Source organism: Rhodanobacter sp. UC4438_H5 (genome assembly GCF_052978405.1).
In genome coordinates this window covers 3,766,111-3,787,090 of record NZ_CM129672.1, presented here as the reverse complement: position 1 = coordinate 3,787,090, position 20,980 = coordinate 3,766,111, and the positions used below count along the sequence as shown (strand labels likewise).

General features: G+C 68.6%; 20 protein-coding genes. 12 read left to right on the top strand and 8 right to left on the bottom strand.

Annotated features, from left to right (window positions below; genetic code table 11):
• Window positions 1–97: 97 nt before the first annotated feature.
• The 4 genes from ACVCL9_RS17340 to ACVCL9_RS17325 form a co-directional block, all read right to left on the bottom strand.
• The gene (locus tag ACVCL9_RS17340; RefSeq protein ID WP_447097189.1) at window positions 98–1,102 is read right to left on the bottom strand and encodes a class I fructose-bisphosphate aldolase; all 1,005 of its coding nucleotides are present in this window, start codon (window positions 1,100–1,102) and stop codon (window positions 98–100) included.
• Window positions 1,103–1,257: 155 nt separating this feature from the next.
• On the bottom strand, window positions 1,258–1,698 hold the full coding sequence (locus ACVCL9_RS17335; RefSeq protein ID WP_447097190.1) for an energy transducer TonB: 441 nt from the start codon (window positions 1,696–1,698) through the stop codon (window positions 1,258–1,260).
• 94 nt (window positions 1,699–1,792) lie between these two features.
• Window positions 1,793–3,265 (bottom strand): pyruvate kinase, encoded by a 1,473-nt coding sequence (pyk, locus tag ACVCL9_RS17330; RefSeq protein ID WP_395116456.1) that lies wholly within the window; start codon window positions 3,263–3,265, stop codon window positions 1,793–1,795.
• A 45-nt stretch (window positions 3,266–3,310) separates the two neighbouring features.
• Window positions 3,311–4,141 (bottom strand): S1/P1 nuclease, encoded by an 831-nt coding sequence (locus tag ACVCL9_RS17325; protein ID WP_447097191.1) that lies wholly within the window; start codon window positions 4,139–4,141, stop codon window positions 3,311–3,313.
• 172 nt (window positions 4,142–4,313) lie between these two features.
• Here ACVCL9_RS17325 and gap point away from each other — a divergent pair, with 172 nt between their 5' ends.
• Entirely contained in the window at window positions 4,314–5,315 is a 1,002-nt protein-coding gene (gene gap / locus ACVCL9_RS17320) for a type I glyceraldehyde-3-phosphate dehydrogenase (RefSeq protein WP_395116452.1), read from the top strand.
• A gap of 71 nt (window positions 5,316–5,386) precedes the next feature.
• Here the strand turns inward: gap and ACVCL9_RS17315 are convergent, their stop codons facing one another.
• Complete coding sequence (locus tag ACVCL9_RS17315) at window positions 5,387–7,696, bottom strand: nitric-oxide reductase large subunit (RefSeq protein WP_395116450.1); 2,310 nt, start codon at window positions 7,694–7,696, stop codon at window positions 5,387–5,389.
• Window positions 7,697–7,883: 187 nt separating this feature from the next.
• A complete protein-coding gene (gene fdxA / locus ACVCL9_RS17310) occupies window positions 7,884–8,207 on the bottom strand; it encodes a ferredoxin FdxA (RefSeq protein ID WP_395121338.1) in 324 nt (107 codons plus the stop codon).
• 141 nt (window positions 8,208–8,348) lie between these two features.
• Between fdxA and azu the strand changes: the two genes are divergently transcribed.
• Window positions 8,349–8,795, top strand: a complete 447-nt coding sequence (gene azu / locus ACVCL9_RS17305; RefSeq protein WP_395116448.1) for an azurin — start codon at window positions 8,349–8,351, stop codon at window positions 8,793–8,795.
• A gap of 88 nt (window positions 8,796–8,883) precedes the next feature.
• Window positions 8,884–9,291 carry a group III truncated hemoglobin gene (locus ACVCL9_RS17300; protein WP_395116446.1) on the top strand — a complete coding sequence of 136 codons (408 nt, stop codon included), beginning with the start codon at window positions 8,884–8,886 and terminating at the stop codon, window positions 9,289–9,291.
• A gap of 194 nt (window positions 9,292–9,485) precedes the next feature.
• Here the strand turns inward: ACVCL9_RS17300 and tpx are convergent, their stop codons facing one another.
• Window positions 9,486–9,986: a thiol peroxidase gene (tpx, locus tag ACVCL9_RS17295; RefSeq protein WP_395116444.1), complete on the bottom strand. Its 501-nt coding sequence runs from the start codon at window positions 9,984–9,986 to the stop codon at window positions 9,486–9,488.
• Window positions 9,987–10,011: 25 nt separating this feature from the next.
• A complete protein-coding gene (locus tag ACVCL9_RS17290; protein ID WP_395116442.1) occupies window positions 10,012–10,449 on the bottom strand; it encodes a CopD family copper resistance protein in 438 nt (145 codons plus the stop codon).
• Between the two features lie 242 nt (window positions 10,450–10,691).
• Between ACVCL9_RS17290 and ACVCL9_RS17285 the strand changes: the two genes are divergently transcribed.
• From ACVCL9_RS17285 to ACVCL9_RS17245, 9 genes are all read left to right on the top strand, one after another.
• The gene (locus ACVCL9_RS17285) at window positions 10,692–11,810 is read left to right on the top strand and encodes a PLP-dependent cysteine synthase family protein (RefSeq protein WP_447097192.1); all 1,119 of its coding nucleotides are present in this window, start codon (window positions 10,692–10,694) and stop codon (window positions 11,808–11,810) included.
• Window positions 11,811–11,918: 108 nt separating this feature from the next.
• On the top strand, window positions 11,919–12,680 hold the full coding sequence (locus tag ACVCL9_RS17280) for a glucose 1-dehydrogenase (protein ID WP_447097193.1): 762 nt from the start codon (window positions 11,919–11,921) through the stop codon (window positions 12,678–12,680).
• A 25-nt stretch (window positions 12,681–12,705) separates the two neighbouring features.
• Window positions 12,706–13,143: a universal stress protein gene (locus ACVCL9_RS17275; protein WP_395116436.1), complete on the top strand. Its 438-nt coding sequence runs from the start codon at window positions 12,706–12,708 to the stop codon at window positions 13,141–13,143.
• 22 nt (window positions 13,144–13,165) lie between these two features.
• Entirely contained in the window at window positions 13,166–15,691 is a 2,526-nt protein-coding gene (locus ACVCL9_RS17270; protein ID WP_447097194.1) for a cation-translocating P-type ATPase, read from the top strand.
• Between the two features lie 211 nt (window positions 15,692–15,902).
• Entirely contained in the window at window positions 15,903–16,562 is a 660-nt protein-coding gene (locus ACVCL9_RS17265) for a TetR/AcrR family transcriptional regulator (RefSeq protein ID WP_447097195.1), read from the top strand.
• A complete protein-coding gene (locus tag ACVCL9_RS17260; protein WP_447097196.1) occupies window positions 16,559–16,984 on the top strand; it encodes a hypothetical protein in 426 nt (141 codons plus the stop codon). The genes ACVCL9_RS17265 and ACVCL9_RS17260 overlap by 4 nt, the downstream gene beginning before the upstream one ends.
• Window positions 16,985–17,015: 31 nt before the next feature.
• Window positions 17,016–18,041: a secretion protein HlyD gene (gene hlyD / locus ACVCL9_RS17255; RefSeq protein ID WP_447097197.1), complete on the top strand. Its 1,026-nt coding sequence runs from the start codon at window positions 17,016–17,018 to the stop codon at window positions 18,039–18,041.
• A gap of 1 nt (window position 18,042) precedes the next feature.
• The gene (locus ACVCL9_RS17250; RefSeq protein WP_447097198.1) at window positions 18,043–19,812 is read left to right on the top strand and encodes an ATP-binding cassette domain-containing protein; all 1,770 of its coding nucleotides are present in this window, start codon (window positions 18,043–18,045) and stop codon (window positions 19,810–19,812) included.
• Entirely contained in the window at window positions 19,809–20,975 is a 1,167-nt protein-coding gene (locus ACVCL9_RS17245) for an ABC transporter permease (RefSeq protein ID WP_447097199.1), read from the top strand. Before ACVCL9_RS17250 ends, ACVCL9_RS17245 begins: the two co-directional genes overlap by 4 nt.
• Window positions 20,976–20,980: the final 5 nt, after the last annotated feature.

The following is a 20,980-nucleotide window of genomic DNA, read 5'->3' as shown; positions in this document are numbered from 1 at the left end:
ACTCCATCGCGTGACGCAAAAAAGGGCGCCGCAAGGCGCCCTTTTCTTCTCTGCCGATTCCCTGTTCCCTATTCCCTATTCCCCGCCTGAAAGGCAATCAGCCGTTCCACTGCCCCAGCGCCGCCAGGCCATTGTCCCTGGCGCGGGCGTGAACGATCTTCTGCGCGTCGGCGACATTGCCCTTCAGGTCCTTCGACCACAACTGCAGCGCGGCCTGCTGCATCGCGCGGCCGTAGGAGAACGACAGCGGCCAAGGGTGCGGGCCGATCTGGTTCATCGCGTTGAGGTGTGCAGTGGACTGCTGGTCGCTCTGGCCACCGGAAAGGAACACGATGCCCGGCAGCGCTGCCGGCACGGTGGACTTGAGCACGCGCACGGTGGCCTCGGCTACTTCACCGACCTCGGCCTGCTCCTCGCAATCCTTGCCGGGGATGACCATGCTGACCTTCAGGATGGTGCCTTCCAGCATCACGTTCTGCTCGTACAGCGCATTGAACAGGCTACGCAGCACGGCTTCGTGCACTTCGTAGCTGACTTCGATGGTGTGGTCGCCGTCCATGATCACTTCGGGCTCGACCATCGGCACCAGGCCGGCCTCCTGGCACAGCGCGGCGTAACGAGCCAGCACGTGGCAGTTCGCCTCGATCGCGGTGGAGCTGGGGTTTTCCTCGGAGATGTTGATCACCGCGCGCCACTTGGCGAACTGGGCGCCCAGCTTCGCGTATTCCTGCAGGCGTTCGCGCAGGCCGTCGAGGCCTTCGGTGACCACGTCGCCGGGGAAACCGGCCAGCGGCTGCGGGCCCTTGTCGACCTTGATGCCGGGGATGATGCCGTTCTTCTTCATCACCTGGGTGAACGGCACGCCGTCCTTGGTGGACTGGCGGATCGTCTCGTCGAACAGGATCGCGCCGGAGATGTGCTCGGACAGGCCCGGCGTGGTCAGCAGCAACTCGCGGTAGGCGCGCCGGTTCTCCTCGGTGTTCTCGATGCCGACGGCCTCGAAGCGCTTGCGGATGGTGTTGGTCGACTCGTCGATCGCGATGATGCCCTTGCCGGGCGCAACCATCGCCAGGGCGACGCTTTCGAGATCTTCAATGCTCATTGGTGACTCCGCGATGGTGGGGGCGATGCCCGGCCACCCATGGTGGGCGCCGCCTCGAGAACGAAGCGGCATGGTGAAAAACGCCGATTATAGGCCAGATCGGGGCCACGACGGGCCGAAACGACGCCGCACCCCGCAGGCACTGCCGGCTCAGCTCAGGCCGGGTAGCCGGGCAGCTTGCACGGGGCCATCAGCTGGGCGCGCGCGGCCGGGTCCTTGGGACCGTTGAACACCACGATGTAATACGTGGCCACCGGCTGGTGGATGTTGTTGTTCAGCGACGGGCCGTAGCGGAAATTGGCCACTGCGCTGCGCGCCATCGGGCCGAGGTCGCTCTTCGGCTCCACCTTGGCCACCTGCACGTCCATCGGCACGCCATCGGAACCGATGGTGTAGGTCACCGCCACGCAACCGGGCTTGTCCAGGTTGAGGCCGCTGTTGGGCGCATCCATCTGCACCTGGGTGTTGAGCAGGATCCAGTAGCGGTACAAGTCCTGCTGGTCGATCTTGACCGTCTGCGCCAGCACCGGCGCGGCGGCGCCCAGGGCGAGCGCGAACAGCACGCCGCGGCACACGGAGGAAAACGGGGTGTTCATGGCAGGCTCCGGCAACGTGTCGATGGCCACAGTGTAGCTGCCTGCACGCCGCGCCAGCGTCAACGATGTCGCGGCGACGCGGCCGGTTCAGGCTTCACAGGTCGCGCAGGCTGTCGATGGTGCCGTCGGGGCCGACTGCGAGCAGCTTCAGCGTGTTGGTGCCGCCGACGTGGCCGACGCGGTCGCCGTAGGTGATCACCACGCTGTCACCCTGGACCAGCCTGTCCTGTTCGAACAGCAGGCGCACCGCGGCGCGGGTGGAAGCGGCCATGCTCTGCTTCTCGCCGTGGCTGAACTCCACCGGCTGCACGTCGCGCAGCAGCTGCATGCGCCGCCGTGCGGAGGCCGACGGCGACATGCCGTAGATCGGCACCGCGCTGCGGTAGCGCGACAGCCATTGCGCGGTGGCGCCGGATTCGGTCAATGCCACGATCGCCCGCACGCCGAGCTGGCCGGCCAGCATCATCGCGGCCAGCGCGATCGCCTGGTCGGTGCGGTCGAGCCGGTGGCCGCCGGCGGAGAGGTCGTCCTTGGGCTCGAACTGGCGCTCGGCGCCGAGGCAGATCCGCGTCATCGCGGCCACCGCCTTGTCCGGATGCGCGCCGGCGGCGGTTTCCTCCGACAGCATCACCGCATCGGTGCCGTCGATCACGGCATTGGCCACGTCGAGCACTTCGGCGCGGGTCGGGATCGGCGAGCGCACCATCGACTGCAGCATCTGGGTGGCGGTGATCACCGCGCGATTGCGCTGCACTGCCTCGCGGATGATCTTCTTCTGCAGGCCGGGCAGCTCGGCATCGCCGATCTCCACGCCCAGGTCGCCGCGCGCCACCATCACCACGTCGGAGGCGTCGATGATCTCGCCCAGTACCGGGATGGCGTCGGCGCGCTCGATCTTGGCCACCAGCGCGGCACGCCCGCCGGCCAGCTTGAGCAGGCGGCGGGCCTGGTGCATGTCGTCGGCCGAACGCACGAAGGACACGGCGAGGAAATCCGCGCCGATCTCGGCGGCCAGCTGGATGTCCGCCTTGTCCTTGTCCGACAGCGCGTCGACGGAAAGCCCGCCGCCCTGCCGGTTGAGCCCCTTGCGGTTGGACAGCTTGCCGGCCACCAGCACCTCGCAGCGCACTTCGCTGCCGACCACCTCGCGCACGGTGAGCCCCACCAGGCCGTCGTCCAGCAACAGCACGTCACCGGCGCTCACGTCATCGGGCAAGCCGTAATAGCTCACGCCCACGCGGGTGGCGTCGCCGGGCGGCACGCCGGGGCGGCAATCGAGCACGAAGCTGGCACCTTCGACCAGCTGCACCGGGCCGTCGGCGAAGGTCTCGATGCGGATCTTCGGCCCCTGCAGATCGGCCAGCACGCCGACCTCGCGGCCCGCAGCCTCGGCCGCTTCGCGCACCGCCCGCGCGCGGGCGCGGTGATCATCGGGCGCGCCGTGCGAGAGGTTGAGGCGCACGACGTCGACGCCTTCGTCGATGAGCTTGCGCAGCGCGCCCGGTGCGTCAGTGGCCGGGCCGAGGGTGGCGACGATCTTGGTGCGGCGGATTTTGGAAATGAGCATCAGCTGAGCCTAGCAGAATCGTCACGCCGCGCCGCCGGTCCACGCTCAACGCGCAGCGGAACCGGCGCCGAGCGCCAGGTTGAGCACTTGCGCGAGGCGACGGCCGGCTTCGCGCAGGCGGCGGTCGGCCACAGGCAGCCAGGTCGACACGTAGCCCGGGGTGATCTTGTGGCCGACGGGGTAGAAGCCGGCCTCGGCGGAGATCCGGCACGACTCCTGCGCCCACTGCGCGTAGGGGTTGTCCAGCGGCGCACTCGGCGCCGGCAACGGCACCGGCACCGCCGAATCCAGGCGCTGCGCGTACTGCTGCCAATCCAGACCACGGGTGTAGAGCATGCCGGAGTCCCACACCCGGTGCAGGTTGCTGCCCTTGCCGTCGAACTGCACCTGATAGGTGTTGCCGCCCTTGTCCTCGCGATAGCCGGCATGCAAGGGCTGGTGGACGTCGCCGACGAAATGCACCACGAACTTCAGCGCCCGGCGGCGCACGGCGTCCGGCTTGCTGCGGTCGCCCAGCACACCCACGTAGTACTGCAGCGCCGCCACCACGCAGCGACCGTCGCGGCAATCGCGCGGCGGCACGTAGTCGCACGAGGGGCCACCGCGGAAATTGATGTAGTGCTGGCTGCGTGTCTGCTTCCACAGATTCGCCATGGCCGGATCGTCCTGCATCTGGTCGGCCCAGTTGGCGACGTCGCCCAGCGAATCGGTATGCTCCGGCGCCAGCAGGCGCTGGACCTCGGCTTCCGCAGCGGGGCTCAAGTGCCGCTGCGCCAGCTCGGCGACCACGCTGTGGCCGAGCGGCCCCCACGCCAGCGCCGGCGTAACCAGCAGGCAGGCGAGCACGGCGGTGGTGGCGCGACGGGCGAAGCTCATGCGAGTCATTCCGGCAAGGGAGGGATGGCCGCAGTCTGCCACAGAGCACTGCGGCTTTTTGCCGCCGCCGGCGCGCACCACGGCCCGCGGGGCAGGCAGGCACCCGGAAATGGCGGTAAAATCGGCGTTCTTTCCGCCGCGCTCGCGGCATCCTTCAGGAGGACGTTCCCTCATGACCATCAAGGTCGGCATCAACGGCTTCGGCCGCATCGGTCGCAACGTGCTGCGCGCCGCCGTGGAGAACTTCGGCAACGACATCGAGATCGTGGCGATCAACGACCTGCTGGAGCCCGATTACCTGGCCTACATGCTGAAGCACGACTCCGTGCACGGCCGCTTCGATGGCGACGTGGAGGTCGACGGCAACCACCTGGTGGTCAACGGCAAGCGCATCCGCCTGACCCAGGAGCGCGACCCGGCCAACCTGAAGTGGAACGAGGTGAACGCCGAAGTGGTGATCGAATCCACCGGCCTGTTCCTGACCAAGGAATCGGCGCAGAAACACATCGACGCCGGCGCGAAGAAGGTGATCCTGTCCGCGCCGTCGAAGGACGCCACGCCGATGTTCGTCTACGGCGTCAACGACAAGACCTACAAGGGCGAGGCGATCATCTCCAACGCCAGCTGCACCACCAACTGCCTGGCGCCGGTGGCCAAGGTGCTCAACGACAAATGGGGTATCAAGCGCGGCCTGATGACCACCGTGCACGCCGCCACCGCGACGCAGAAGACCGTCGACGGCCCGAGCAACAAGGACTGGCGCGGCGGCCGCGGCATCCTGGAGAACATCATCCCTTCCTCCACCGGCGCGGCCAAGGCGGTCGGCGTGGTGATCCCCGAGCTCAACAAGAAGCTCACCGGCATGAGCTTCCGCGTGCCGACCTCCGACGTGTCGGTGGTCGATCTCACGGTGGAGCTGGAGAAGCCGGCGACCTACGAGGAAATCAAGGCCGAGATGAAGGCGCAGAGCGAAGGCGCGCTGAAGGGCATCCTGGGCTACACCGAGGAGAAGGTGGTGGCCACCGATTTCCGCGGCGACGCGCGCACCTCGATCTTCGACGCCGACGCCGGCATCGCGCTGGACGACAGCTTCGTCAAGCTGGTCAGCTGGTACGACAACGAGTGGGGCTACTCCAACAAGTGCCTGGAGATGGTGCGCGTCGTCGCGAAGTAGTCGCCTCCCACGCAATCCGCGAGGCCCGCGCCGACATCGTCGGCGCGGGCTTTTTCATGTGCGGCGGCGGCTCAGCGCGCTTGTGCCCGGGCGTCCGCCCGCACGCCGAGCCAGCCCTTGACCGAGGCGATCACCAGCGGAATCGCGCCGAAGCCGATGAAGATCAGGTCGCCGGGCAGGCGCAGCCACTCCACCAGGTGCGAACGCGACGTGGCCATGTACTCCACGCTGCGCGCGTGCCAGTAGCCGTGCTCGACCACGTCCCACAGCTGCATCACCCCGCTTGGGAACAGGCTCATCAGGATCATCAGCATCAGGCCGATATTGGTCCCCCAGAAGGCCACCTTGACGTACTTCTCGATGCCCGGCCAGCGCGCGTCGCTGCTGACCTGGCGCAGGCAGAACACCATCAGCGCGATCGCCAGCATGCCGAACACGCCCATCAGTGCCGCATGGCCATGGGTCGGCGTGACCTGGGTGCCCACTTCGTAGTAGCTGACGATCGGCAGGTTGAGGAAGAAGCCGAACATGCCCGCGCCGACGAAGTTCCAGAAGCCCACCGCCATCAGGAAGTAGAACGTCCACTTGTGCGGCACCCTGACCGACTTGCCGCACACGGCGCAGTCGCCGCGGGTGGTACGCACGAAATCCCAGGCATCCAGCGTCAGCAGGGTCAACGGCACCACCTCGAGCACCGAGAACAGGGCCGACAAGGCCATGTTGAAGTTCGTGTGGCCGGTGAAGTACCAGTGGTGCCCGGTGCCGATCAGGCCGCCGAGGAAATACAGGATCGCGTCCAGGTAGATCACCCGCAGCGCCACGTTGCGTCGGGTCAGGCCCAGTTGGTAGAAGGTCAGCGCCACCACCGTGGTGGCGAAGAACTCGAAGAAGCCTTCCACCCACAGGTGGATGATCCAGAAGCGCCAGGTATCGACCACCGTGTAGTTGGTCTTCGCGCCGAAGAACAGCGCCGGCACGTAGAACACCGGAATGGCGACGGCCGCGAACATGAACATCTTCGCCAGCGGGCGTGCCGCCTCGTTGGCCACCGCACGCGGGCGTGCCAGCATCCACAGGATGACGAACCAGGCCAACAGGCCGACCACCAGCAGGTACTGCCAGAACCGGCCCAGTTCCAGGTACTCCCAGCCCTGGTCGCCGAACCAGAACCACAGATGGCCCAGCTTCTGTTCGATGCCGGCCCAGACGCCGAGCAGGCTGCCGCCGATCACCACCACGAAGGCGGCAAACAGCAGGTGCACCCAGCCGGCGAGCCAGCGCGGCTCGTCATCCGGCGCACGCAGCGAGCGGCCGAGGAACAGGGCGGCGGCGACATACGCGGTGGCGATCCAGAAGATCGCCGTCTGCAGATGCCAGGTGCGCAGCAGGTTGCTGGGAAAGATGTTCTCCAGCTGGAAGCCGTAGAAACTGCCCGGGTCGGCGCGGAAGTGGGCCACGCCGCCGCCGACCAGGGTCTGCATCAGGAACAGCAAGGCCACCACCACGAAGAACTTCATCAGCGCCCGCTGGCCCGCGCCGACCTGCCCCGGCAACAGCTGCGGGTGCACGTGGTGGCCGCGGCTGATCCAGCCCAGGTAGTCGAACTTGCCGAACGCCAGCAGCACGGTCGCGATGCCGGCCAGCAGCACCAGCAGGCTCAGCGCGCTCCACAGCAAGGCACTGCCGGTGGCCACGTTGCCGACGCTGGGGTCGTAGGGGAAGTTGTTGGTATACGACGCCTCCGTGCCCGGCCGCGTCGCCACCGAGGCCCACGCCGCCCAGGTCACGAAGGCGGTGAACTGGTGCAACTCCACCGGATCGCTGATCAGGCCCGGCTTGAGTCCCCCGTTTTTCGTCGGGTCCTTGAAATAGTCCGTCCAGTAGCCGATCTGCTGCCGGTAGGCGACGGCTTCGGCATCGGTCAGCTGCAGCACGCCGGTTTGCGCATCGTAGCGGTTGGTCTTCAGGACCACCGCCGTCTGCCCACGCACCGCGGCCTGCTGCTGCGCATCCAGCTCGCCCGGAGGCTTGCCGTACTGCTTGCCGGCGATCGCCGCCGCGGTGTCCACGCCCAGCCGGTGCAGTGCCTCGGCGGAGTAATCCGGCCCGAGGTACGCGCCATGTCCCCAGATGCTGCCGTTGTCCATCAGGCCGTATTTGAGAAAGACCGCCTGGCCGTCGCGGATGTCGTCACCGCTGAACAGGGCCGTGCCCTGGGCATCGACCACCTGCGCGGGAATCGGTGGCGCGTTGCGATAGGCCAGCGAGGTGATCGCCAGCAATCCGGCAAAGCCGAACACCAGCACGATCGCCACCGTTCGCAGCCACCATGGTGACAGTTCGGTATCGTCGTCGGTCAAGGGTTGCGCTGCCTCGTTCATCGTCGCTCCTCCGGCAAGATGAGTGCGCGCAAGCCTGTGGCGCAACAAGGCGGCGAAACGCTCCCGCCCTGCGTGTCGAACCGGCTCGCGCGGATCGATGCGGTGGTTCTGGTTCCCCCGTCAACGCATCGCCCGCCTACCATAAACCTTTTTGCTCCCCCGCAGCAGGGCGACGTGCCGGGTGGACTCAGCGCTTGAGCAGCGGCAGCTTGTTCGGTACGCCGTCCCACTTGTCGGCGTCTTCCATCGACGGGATCTTGCTGGTCAGCACCGGCCATTCCTTCGCCAGCTCCGCATTGATCGACATGTAGATCTCCTGCCCGGCCGGTACGTCGAGCTCGGGGAAGATCGCGCCGACCGGACACTCCTCCACGCACAACGTGCAGTCGATGCATTCGTCGGGATCGATCACCAGGAAATTGGGCCCGGCGTGGAAGCAATCGACCGGGCACACCTCGACGCAGTCGGTGTGCTTGCAGTTGATGCAGTTGTCGGTGACGACGTGCGTCATCATGCCTCCTTCCGCAGCCTCGCCGCGGTAACTACAGTGTCCGCGGCAACTGCTGCCGTGACCATGATCCAGATCAGTGTGCCACGCTCGCTGCCCACGCAGAATCCTTCCGTTCTCTCATCTTCCCCAAGGAGCGACACCATGCGCAAACTGATTGCCGTTGCCCTGCTCGGGCTGCTCTCCACTCCGCTGATGGCTGCCGAGTGCGCCACCACCATCGAGGGCAGCGATGCGATGCAGTTCAACAAGAAGACCATCACCGTGCCGAGTACCTGCAAGACCTTCAAGGTCACGCTCAAGCACACCGGCAAGCTGCCGGTCACCGCGATGGGCCACAACTGGGTGCTGTCGCACGCCTCGGATGAAGCCGGCGTGGTCGCCGACGGCATGAAGGCCGGCGCGGCCAACAGCTACGAGAAGCCCGGTGACAGCCGTATCATCGCCCACACCAAGCTGATCGGCGCCGGCGAGAGCGACACCGCCACGATCAACGTGGCCAAGCTCAAGGCCGGCGAGCAGTACGCGTTCTTCTGCACCTTCCCCGGCCATGCCGCCCTGATGAAGGGCACGCTGAGCCTCGGCAAGTAAGCTTTGCCGCAACGGCAGCGCGCCCGGCCGAGATGGCCGGGTGCGCCTTTTCTGCGTCATGCGTCCGTTTCGTGCACCCTGCCCCGACATGAGCCCAGCCGAGCCCTTCAACGAAACCGCCATCGCCACGCTGGTCGACCACTTCTACGAGAAGGTGCGGCGCGATCCGGAGATCGGCCCGGTGTTCAATGCAGCCGTGCACGACTGGGACGAGCACAAGCGCCTGCTGACCTCGTTCTGGTGTTCGGTGGCGCTGCGTGCGGGCAGCTATCGCGGCAACCCGATGGCAGCACACCGCCCGCACCCGATCCGCGCCGAGCATTTCGATCGCTGGCTGGCACTGTGGCGTGAAACCTGCGGCGAGGAACTCGATCCGGTCCACGCCGAGCACATGCTGGAGTACGCCCAGCGCATCGGCCGCAGCCTGAAGTACGGCCTGGGCCTGCATCCCGAAGCGAAGCCGTTCGGTGTGCCTGTGATCGGCATCCATCGCTGATCGGCCACACCCCGATTCGCGCAAGGCCATTGCAGGAGCGCACCCTCTGCGCGACGTCTACCAGGAGCATCGCGCACAGGGTGCGCTACAGCATTCAGCGTAGGGCGGGCATTGCCCGCCGGCTCTTCGACAAGATGCGCGGCCAGCCTCGGCGGGCAGTGCCCGCCCTACTCACAGGCAAGCGAAAGTCCTGCTCAGCCCAGCGCTTTCAGCGCGGCGGCGTAATCCGGCTCGTCGCCGATCTCGCCCACCAGCTCGGTGTGCAGCACCTTGTCGTGCTCGTCCAGCACCACCACTGCCCGGGCGGCAAGGCCGGCCAGCGGGCCGTCGGCGATCGCCACGCCGTAATCGGCGAGGAATGCGCGGCCGCGCATCATCGACAGGTTGACCACCTGGTCCAGCCCTTCCGCGCCGCAGAACCGCTTCTGCGCAAACGGCAGGTCGGCGGAAATGCACAGCACAACGGTGTTGTCGAGCTTGCCCGCGGCCTCGTTGAAGTGGCGCACCGAGGCCGCGCAGGTCGGCGTGTCGACGCTGGGGAAGATGTTGAGCACCTTGCGCTTGCCGGCGAAACGCGACAGCCCGGCGTCGGAAAGGTCGCCCGCCACCAGCGAAAACGCCGGTGCGGCCGCGCCGACCGCGGGAAAGCTGCCGTCGACGCGAACCGGCTTGCCGTGGAGGGTAACTGTGGACATGGTGCGACTCCTGCTTTGTGAAAGGCTACAAGTAGAACATGGTCTTGGCCAGAAACACGATGCCGACCATCAGCGCCAGCACGATGCGGTGGGTGTGCTTGAACCGGCAGACATCCATCTTCCCGTGGCGCATGGCCCACATCGCGTTGACGAACACGCCCAGTACGCCAAACGCCAGTACCACCTTGAGCAGCAGCCAGTTGCCGAAGCGCGAGCCGACGCAGGCAAAGCCGTCGCAGCGGATGTCGAACAGCATGAAACCGCTGGCGAACAGCAGCACTACCACCACCGGCATGTAGCGCCGTACCCGCGCCATCACCGCCTGCTCGATGCGCTGCATGGTGACGATGTCGAAGTGCTTGTGCAGCGACTCCACCACGATCACCTCGAACGCCACCGCACCGACGAACACGATGGCGCAGGCCAGGTGCAGCAGGACGATCCACGGATACCAGGCAAGCATGCGCGTTGGCCATGAGAAAGAACCAACGCCCAGCATCCGCCGCCCAGGCGGCGCCGGCCATGACCTGCATCAACCGGTGCCGGCGGCGCAGCCGCTGCACCGGTCTGTGACAATCCGCCCCGCGTCGCCGCCATCGCGGTTGACCTGCATCAGGGCCGCCGCCGCGCGCCGCCGCGAGCATGTCCCCTGCCGATTGTCGGCATTCGCGTTCTTTCGCCACCCATGGCAAGTCGAGGCTCCGCGTGAACAGTGTCGTCCCGCTCATCCATCCGTTGCGCCACGCCGGGCGGCGCTGGGTCCACGAAGCGCTCGAGTGCCTGGCCCAGGAAGCCGCGCGCTCGGCCGATACGCACCTGCTGAAACTCAACTTCCCTGGCTTCCACGGCATCGACTTCTACTTCAAGGACGAGGCGAGCCATCCCAGCGGCAGCCTCAAGCACCGGCTGGCGCGCTCGCTGTACCTGTACGCGCTGTGCAACGGCCGGCTCGGCCCGGACCAGACGGTGGTCGACGCCTCCTCCGGCAGCACCGCGATCTCCGAGGCCTGGTTCGCGCGCCTGCTCGGCCTGCGTTTCGTCGCGGTGATGCCGGCGTGCACCGCGCCGGGGAAAATCCGCGACGTGCAGGCGCTGGGCGGCGAGGTCGACCTGGTGGACGACCCCGCCAAGGTGCATGCGCGCGCCGCCGAGCACGCGGCGCGCGGCGCCTGTCACCTGGATCAGTTCGGCCTGGCCGAGCGCGCCACCGACTGGCGCGGCAACAACAACATCGCCGAGTCGATCATTGGCCAGCTCGCCCGTGAGCGCTCGCCCGAGCCGCACTGGATCGTCTGCGGTGCCGGCACCGGCGGCACCTCGGCCACCATCGGCCGCTACCTGCGCTATCGCCGTCTGCACACCCGGCTGTGCATCGCCGACCCCGTCGGCAGCGGTTTCGTGTGCGGCTGGCAAAGCAACGACCGCAGCGCCGTGGCCAGCCGCCCCACCCTGATCGAAGGCATCGGCCGGCCGCGGGTCGAGCCGGGCTTCGTGTTCGAGGTGGTGGACCACGTGATCGGCGTGCCGGACGAAGCCTCCATCGCCGGCGCGTGGCTGCTCGGCGAGCTGTTCGGGCATCGCTACGGCGGCTCCTCGGGCACCAACTTCGTCGCCTGCCTGACCCTGGCGGCCACGATGCGCGCCGAAGGCCAGCGCGGCAGCATCGTCAGCCTGCTGTGCGATCGCGGCGAGCGCTACGCCGAAACCCTGTTCGACCCGCACTGGTTGACCGCGCACGGCATCGACCGCTCGCACAGCGAGGCGTCGCTGCGCCACAGCATCGAGACCGGCTGCGCGCCGCTGCGCCGGACAGCCTCCGCCTGACGCCGCGCCAATCCGCCGCAGGCACCGCCGGGCCGATTTGACCATGGTCAACACCGGCCACCCGCAGCCGGCCCATGCTGGCTTCCATATTTCACGGGAGACACGGCGATGGGCAGACTGAGCGGCAAGGTGGCACTGGTGACCGGCGCCGCCGTGGGCATCGGCGCCGCCTGCGCGCGCCGGCTGCTGGAAGCCGGCGCGAAAGTGGCGCTGGTCGACATGCAGGACGGGCCGGGCCAGCAGCTGGCCGCGGAACTCGGCGAGGGCGCGCGCTATTTCCACGCCGACGTGGCGGTAGAGGCCGCGGTGGCCGCGGCGATAGCCGGCACGGTCGCCGCGTTTGGACGTCTGGACGTCCTGGTCAACAACGCCGGCATCGCCGGCGCGAACAAGCCGACTCACGAAATCACCGAAGCCGAGTGGGACCGGGTGCAGGCGATCAACGTGAAGGGCGTGTTCTTCTGCACCAAGCACGCGATCGCGCCGCTGCGCGCGGCCGGCGGCGGCAGCATCATCAACCTGTCGTCGATCTACGGCCTGGTCGGCGCGCCGGATTCACCGCCCTACCACGCGTCCAAGGGCGCGGTGCGGCTGATGAGCAAGACCGACGCGATGCTGTACGCTGCCGACCGCATCCGGGTCAACTCGATCCATCCCGGCTTCATCTGGACGCCGATGGTGGAGCAGCACATCGCCTCGATGGGCGGCGACCCGGCCGAACACCGGCGCGAGGTCGGCGCGCTGCACCCGCTGGGCCACATGGGCGAGCCGGACGACATCGCCTGGGGCGTGGTCTACCTGGCGTCCGACGAATCGAAATTCGTGACCGGCAGCGAGCTGGTCATCGACGGCGGCTACACCTGCCACTGACCATCCACTGCTGGAGGACTCCACCATGTTCAAGCACATTTTGCTGCCCACCGACGGGTCCGAGCTGTCGCTGCGGGCGGTCGACACCGGTATCGAACTGGCTGCCAGACTCGGCGCCCGCGTATACGCATTCCACGTCATCGCGCCCTTCCCCGCCTCGGTCTACTTCGCCGAGTTCGTCGTGGCCAACGAGCCGGGCTATACCCGCGAGGCGATCGCCAACGCCGAACGCTACCTGGCCGACGTGCGCGGGCGGGCGCAGGCCGCCGGCGTTGCCTGCGAAGGCAGCCACGAAATCGATGCGCGTCCCTACTCGGCCATCGTCGGCGCCGCGCGCAAGCAGCAGTGCGACCTGATCGTGATGGCCTCGCACGGCTGGCGCGGCTTCGACCGGCTGTTGCTGGGCAGCGAGACGCACAAGGTGATCTTGAACGGCGACGTGCCGGTGCTGGTTTGCCGTTGAGCAACGGCCGGCGGGCCGCGGCGTGAACGGGAAGACAGCGCCGCCCGCCCGCAGCGGCCTCGACCCGGCCGAGGCGGCGCGCCGATTGGCGGCACACGGCCCGAACCTGCTGCCGGGCAGCGCCCCCAGGAGCATGCTCGCGATCGTCGGCGGCGTGCTGACCGAGCCGATGTTCCTGATGCTGCTGGTTGCCGGCGGCCTGTATCTGGCGTTGGGCGACCGCGCCGAGGCGGCGTTCCTGCTGTCGTTCGTGTTCGTGGTGATCGGCATCACGCTGGCGCAGGAGCGCAAGACCCAGCGGGCGCTGGAGTCGTTGCGCGAGCTGTCCGCGCCGCGCGCACTGGTGATCCGCGGCGGCGAGGAAAAGCGCATTCCCGGCCGCGAAGTGGTGGTAGGCGACTTGCTGGTGCTGCACGAGGGCGATCGCATCGCCGCCGACGCGGTGCTGCTGGACGGCCATCTCGACGTCAACGAATCGCTGCTCACCGGCGAGGCGGTGCCGGTCACCAAGCTCCCCGGCGAGGATACCGGCCAGCTGTTCGCCAGCACCGTGGCGACCAAGGGCGTCGGCGTCGCCGAGGTCCGCGCCATCGCCAGTGCCACCGCAGTCGGCCGCATCGGTCAGGCGCTGGCTGACACCGTCGAACCGGTGTCCGGCCTGCAACAGGCCTCGCGCCGGCTGATCCGCAACCTCACCGTCGGCGGCCTGCTGCTGGCCGCGGCGTACGCGTTGCTCGGCTGGCTGTGGGACGGCCACGGCCTGCTCCAGAGCGTGCTCGCCGGCATCGCGCTGACCATGGCGATCCTGCCGGAAGAGATCCCGGTGATCCTCACCGTGTTCCTGGCGCTGGGCGCGTGGCGGATCTCCAGGCACAAGGTGCTGACGCGCCGCGTGCCCGCGGTGGAAGCGCTGGGCGCGATCTCGGTGCTGGCGGTGGACAAGACCGGCACGCTGACCCAGAACCGCATGCAGGTCGCCGAACTGCGCCTGGTCGACGGCAGCACGCACGACCAGGACGCGCACGAGCTGCCCGAGCCGTTTCATGCGCTGGTCGAGTTCGCCATGCTGGCGACGCCGGCCGACCCGTTCGACCCGATGGAGAAGGCGATCCAGCAGTTCGGGCTGCACTGGCTCACCGATACCGAGCACGTGCACGCCGAGTGGGCGCCGGAATTCGAGTACGCGCTGTCGCCGGAGATCCTGGCGATGACTCACGTGTTCCGCGGCGACGCGCGCGGCACGCACCTGCTGGCGACCAAGGGCGCGCCGGAAGCGGTGATCGACCTGTGCCATCTGGCCGCCACTGACGCGGCGGTCATCCTGCACCAGGTCGAGGGGATGGCCGAGCGCGGCCTGCGCGTGCTCGGCGTGGCCCGCGGCGAGTGGCACGGCGAAGCGTGGCCGCAAAGCCAGCACGACTTCGATTTCCGCTTCCTCGGCCTGCTCGGCTTCGTCGACCCGCCACGGCCGGAAGTGCCGGCGGCGATCGCCGAATGCCGCAGCGCCGGCATCCGCATCATCATGATGACCGGCGACCACCCGGCCACCGCGCGGGCGATTGCGCGCGAGGTGGGCTTGAGCGAGCGCGCCGAGGTCGTCACCGGCGTGGAAATGGCTGCACTGGACGACGCCGCGTTGCGCGAACGCCTGCATTGCGTCGACCTGTGCGCGCGGCTCAAGCCCGAGCAGAAACTGCGCCTGGTGCAGCTGCTGCGCGAAGGCGGCGAGGTGGTGGCGATGACCGGCGACGGCGTCAACGACGCACCCGCGCTGAAGGCCGCCGACGTCGGCATCGCGATGGGCGAGCGCGGCACCGACGTGGCGCGCGAGGCGGCCGCGCTGGTGCTGCTGGACGACAGCTTCGCCAGCATCGTCGGCGCGATCCGCCAGGGCCGGCGCATCTACGACAACATCACCAAGGCCACCCGCTTCGTGTTCGCCGTGCACATGCCGATCATCGCGCTGGCGCTGGTGCCGACCCTGCTGCACTGGCCGGTGTTGCTGATGCCGGTGCACATCGTGCTGCTGGAACTGCTGATCGACCCGGCCTGCTCGGTGGTGTACGAGGCCGAGCCCGCCGCCGACGACATCATGCGACGACCGCCGCGCGCACCGTCGGACTCCCCGTTCGCCGTTGCCAACCTGCGCTACGCGGTGATCCAGGGACTCGGCTTCGCCGGCATCCTGCTGCTCGGCTACGGCCTGCTGCTGAGCCAGGGCCTGGACGCAGCCTCCTGCCGCAGCGCGGTGTTCGTCGCGCTGGTGGTCGGGCTGTTCCTGCTGACCCTGGCCAACCGCGACCTGTCCCGCCCGACGCTGAGCCGCATGCCGGCGCGCAACCCCTGGCTGCCGCGGATGTTCGGTGCCGTGGCGCTGATGCTGGCGAGCGTGATCGGCGTGCCGTTCTTCCGCGGCGTGATGGGGTTGGCGGCACCAGGCGTCCCCATGCTGCTCGCCAGTGCCGCCATGCTGGCCGCCACCATTGCCTGGCTGGAACTGCTGCGTCGCACGGCGCGCGGAAGGCTGCGCCAGACAGCGGTGCGCTGAAGCGGACGCTTGCGCCCGGCGTCGCCAACGGCCGAACTCCGCTCGCCATCGCCAGCCTCCGGATCGCCGGCACGCGATGCGCCGGCGGTCCGCCGCAAGGCCGCCACCCCGGCAAACACTCAAGCCGCGAAGCCCGCATCGACACCGCTTGACAACGATTCCGGCTCTAATAAGATAGTAATTACTCACTTACTTTTGGCAAGCCAGCACGATGGACATTCAGCGCAAGCACCTGCCTGCCGACGAGCGCCGCGCAGTCACCGTCGAGGCGGTCATCAAGCTGGCGGCCGAGCAGAACCCCAGCGAGATCACCACCGCGGCGATCGCCAGCTCGATGAAGCTGACCCAGGGTGCGCTGTTCCGCCACTTCCCGAACAAGGACGCGATTTGGCAGGCGGCGATGGAGTGGGTGGCCGACCACCTGCTGGCACGGGTCGAGCGCGCCGCGCGCAACGCGGCCAGCCCGCTGGCCGCGCTGGAAGCCATGTTCATGGCGCATATCGCGTTCGTCGCCGAACACGCCGGCGTGCCGCGCATGCTGTTCGGCGAACTGCAGCGGGCCGAGAGCACCGCCGCCAAGCGCATGGTCCAGACCATGATCCGCCGCTACGGCGAGCGCCTGCGTGCCCTGATCGAGGATGGCCAAGCCGCCGGCGAACTGGATCCGCAGTTGGACCCGGCCGCGGCGGCCACGCTGTTCATCGGCAGCATCCAGGGCCTGGTGATGCAGGCCCTGCTGGCCGGCGACACCCGCCACATGCGCAAGGAAGCGGCGGGCGCGTTTGCGATCTACCGCCGCGGCATCGCGCGCGCCGACCGAGGCGATCCCCCTCCTGCAAGCGGACGCTCCCCCACGAACCGAGAGCCATGACCATGACTACCCACCAGCACCGCGGCATCTGGACCTGGCTGCTTTCCCTGCTCGCCATCGGCTTCGGCCTGTTGACCCTCAGGGAAGGTGCGGCAGTGCTGTTCGTCGACGGCGCCGCGCGCCAGGCCGCCGGCCACTACGTGCCGTTCGTGCTCTGGTTCAATTTCCTGGCCGGGTTTGCCTACGTCGTCGCCGGGATCGGACTGTGGCGATGCCGGCGCTGGGCGGCATGGCTGGCGCTCGCCATCGCGCTGGCGACGGCGCTGGTCTTCCTCGCTTTCGGCTTGCATGTGGCCCTGGGCGGCGCGTGGGAGCGTCGCACACCGGTCGCCATGACCTTGCGCACGCTGGTGTGGCTCGGCATTGCGGTGCTGGCCCGGCGTCTGTCGGTGAGCGCGGCGCCGGTGGCGCACGCGCACTGAACACCTCTTCTCACGTGGAAAAACCGTCGCGATGAAAACTCCGAGCCTTCCCACTGGAAAAACCCGCTGGATCGCCATCGCCGTCATGGTGATCGCGCTGGGCGGCATCCTGGCGTTCTGGCTGCTGCGCGACCGCGGCAATCCGAACGTGCTGCGCCTGTACGGCAACGTCGACATCCGCGAGGTGGAGCTGGCCTTTCGTCAGTCCGGCCGCCTGACCCACATGGCCTTCGACGAAGGCGACACGGTTGCCGCCGGCGCGGTGATGGCGCAGCTCGACGCCACGCCTTACCGCGAGAAGCTGGCGGCGGCCGAAGCCGAGCTCCAGGCCGCGCAGGCCCAGCTGGACAAGCTGCACCGCGGCAACCGCCCGCAGGAAATCGCCCAGGCGCGCGAGCACGTGCGCCAGGCGCAGGCAAGCGCCACCGAGGCCGAGCGCAACTTCAAGCGCCAGGACACCTTGCTCAAGTCTGGCGCCAGCAGCCAGCGCGCCGCTGACGCCGCGCGCGCCGCGCGCGACCAGTCCGCCGCCAGCCTGGCCGCGGCGCAGGCTGCGCTGTCGCTGGCCAGCGCCGGCTTCCGCAGCGAGGACATCGCCGCTGGCAAGGCACGCGTCGCCGCGGCCGAGGCCGCCCTGACCCAGGCGCGCACCGCAGTGGCCGATGCGACGTTGGTCACGCCCAGCAACGGCGTCGTGATTGCCCGCGTGCGCGAACCGGGCAGCATGGTGGCCAGCGGCATGCCGGTGTACAGCCTGAGCCTGCGCGATCCGGTGTACCTGCGCGCGTATGTCGGCGAAGCGGACCTGGGCCGTATCGCACCGGGCACCAAGGTGCGCGTGCACACCGATTCCTCGGCCACCGTCTATCACGGCCAGGTCGGCTTCATCTCGCCGCGTGCGGAATTCACCCCGAAGACGGTGGAGACCGCCGACCTGCGCACCGACCTGGTCTACCGCCTGCGCGTGGTGGTGTCCGACGCCGACGAGGGCCTGCGCCAAGGCATGCCGGTGACGGTCGACGTCGACACCGCCAGCCAGCCCGCGCGGGGGCACTGAGATGGGTCCGCAGCCTGCCAGCGTTGCCTCGCAACCCGGCAAGCACGATGCCGCGGTGGTGATCGACGGCGTCGGCAAGCGCTTCGGCGAGGTCCAGGCGCTGCGCGGCCTCAGCGCCACGATCCGCTACGGCCGCCTCACCGGCCTGGTCGGCCCCGACGGCGCCGGCAAGACCACGCTGATGCGGATCATGACCGGCCTGCTGGTCCCCGACGCCGGCAGCGTCGCCCTGGCCGGCTTCGACGTGGTGAAGGACAACGACGCCATCCACGTCGCCAGCGGCTACATGCCGCAGCGCTTCGGCCTGTACGAAGACCTCTCGGTGATGGAGAACATGCGCCTGTACGCGCGGCTGCGCGGCATGGACGCAGACCGCCACACCGACCTGTTCGCCGAACTGCTCGAGTTCACCCGACTCGGGCCCTTCACCACGCGTCTGGCCGGCAAGCTCTCCGGTGGCATGAAGCAGAAGCTCGGCCTGGCCTGCGCGCTGATGGCGCGGCCCAAGGTGCTGCTGCTGGACGAGCCGGGGGTGGGCGTCGACCCGGTCAGCCGGCAGGATCTGTGGCGCATGGTGCAGGCGCTGACCGACGAGGGCATGGCGGTGGTCTGGTCCACCGCCTACCTCGACGAGGCAGAGCGCTGCGAGAGCGTGCTGCTGCTGAACCAGGGACAGCTGCTGTTCGACGGGCCGCCGCAGGAACTGACCGCGCAGCTCGAAGGTCGCAGCTTCCGCCTCGAGAACGTCGGCGCCGAGCGCCGCGCGGTACTGACCGAGGCGCTCGACCTGCCCAGCGTGAGCGATGGCGTGATCCAGGGCGCCGGCGTGCGCGTGGTGCTGCGCGCAGGCGCCGGCGCGCAGCAGGTGCAGGCGCTGGCCGAGCGCTCGTGGGTGGAACTGGCGCCGGTACCGGCGCGCTTCGAGGACGCCTTCATCGACCTGCTCGGCGGCGGCCCCGGCGGCACCTCGACCTTGGCCGAGCGGCTGCCGCCGGTCGAACTGGGCTCCGACATAGCCGTCTCCTGCCGCCACCTCACCAAGCGCTTCGGCGCCTTCACCGCCACCGACGACGTCAGCTTCGAGGTGCACAAGGGCGAGATCTTCGGCCTGCTCGGTCCCAACGGCGCCGGCAAATCGACCACCTTCAAGATGCTGTGCGGCCTGCTCAAGCCGAGCGCGGGCGAGGCGCACGTGGTGGGCCTCGACCTGCGCCGCGCCACCGGCGCGGCCAAGAGCCGCCTCGGCTACATGGCGCAGAAGTTCTCGCTCTACGGCCTGCTCTCGGTACGGCAGAACCTGGAGTTCTCGGCCGGCGTGTACCAGCTGGAAGGCGACACGCGACGCCAGCGCATCGAGGAGATGATTGCCACCTTCGATCTCGGCGGCTGGCTGTCCGCCACGCCCGACTCGCTGCCGCTCGGGCACAAGCAGCGCCTGGCGCTGGCCTGTTCGCTGATGCACCGCCCGCCCGTGCTGTTCCTGGACGAGCCCACCTCGGGCGTGGACCCGATCACCCGGCGCGAGTTCTGGACCCACATCAACGGGCTGGCACGCAAAGGCGTGACCATCATGGTCACCACCCACTTCATGGACGAGGCCGAATACTGCGACCGGGTGGCCATGCTCTCGCGTGCGCGCCTGATCGCGCTGGACACGCCCGACGCGCTCAAGCGCATGGCGATCACCCCGCAGCGGCCGGACCCGACCATGGAGGATGCCTTCATCCATCTGGTGGAATCGGCCGAACGCGAAACGGAGGCGGCCGCATGAACGCCGCCAGGCACAAACTCGGGGATGGCGCGCTGCCGGCCGGCTCGCGGCGTTTCGACCGGCGGCGGCTGATGGCCCTGGTGGTCAAGGAAAGCCATCAGGCCTTGCGCGACCCCTCGACGCTGCTGATCGCGTTCGTGCTGCCGGTGGTGCTGCTGTTGCTGTTCGCCTATGCGGTGTCGCTGGACGCCAAACAGGTGCGCGTCGGCGTGGTGCTGGAATCTCCCGGCGCCTCCGCGCAGTCCCTGGCCGCGGCTTTTTCGGGCACCCGTTTCCTCGACGTGCATTTCGCGCACGACCGGCGCGAGGTGGCCGACCAGCTGGTCTCCGGCGCGCTGCGCGGCTACGTGGTGATCCCGCAGGATTTCGAGCAGCGCCTGGCCCGGCGCGGCCGCGAGCCGCTGGTGCAGATCATCACCGACGGCTCCTACCCCAACACCGCCAACTACGTGGAGAACTACGCCCGTGGCGTGGTGCAGTCGTGGCGCGCCGGGCGCGGCGCCGCCTCGCCCGCGCAGGCCGTGGCGCTGGAGCCGCGCTACTGGTTCAACCCCGAGCTGGAAAGCCGCCGCGCGCTGATCCCCGGCGCCATCGCCATCGTCATGACCATCATCGGCACCATGCTCACGGCGCTGGTGGTGGCGCGCGAGTGGGAGCGCGGCACGATGGAGGCGGTGCTGTCCACGCCCGCGTCGGTGGTCGAGATCCTGATCGGCAAGCTCCTGCCCTATTTCGTGCTCGGCATGCTGTCCACGCTGGGCGCCGCGGCGCTGGCGGTGTACGCCTTCGGTGTGCCGCTGCGCGGCTCGCTGGCGGCGTTGCTGCTGTTGTCGGCGGTGTTCATGGTGCCGGCGCTGGGGCAGGGTCTGCTGATCTCGTCGCTGGCGCGCAACCAGTTCCTGGCGGCACAGATTGCACTGTTCACCGGCTTCCTGCCGGCCTTCATGCTGTCGGGCTTTTTGTACGAGATCGACGCCATGCCGGCGCCGATCCGCGCCGTCACCCATCTGATCCCGGCGCGCTATTTCGTCGAATCGCTGAAGACGGTGTTCCTCGCCGGCGACATCTGGGCGGTATTCGTGCCCAACCTGCTGGCCATGGCGGCCATCGGCGCGGTGTTCTTCGTGCTGGCCAAGCGCGCCACGCGCAAGAACCTGGAGTAGCGCCC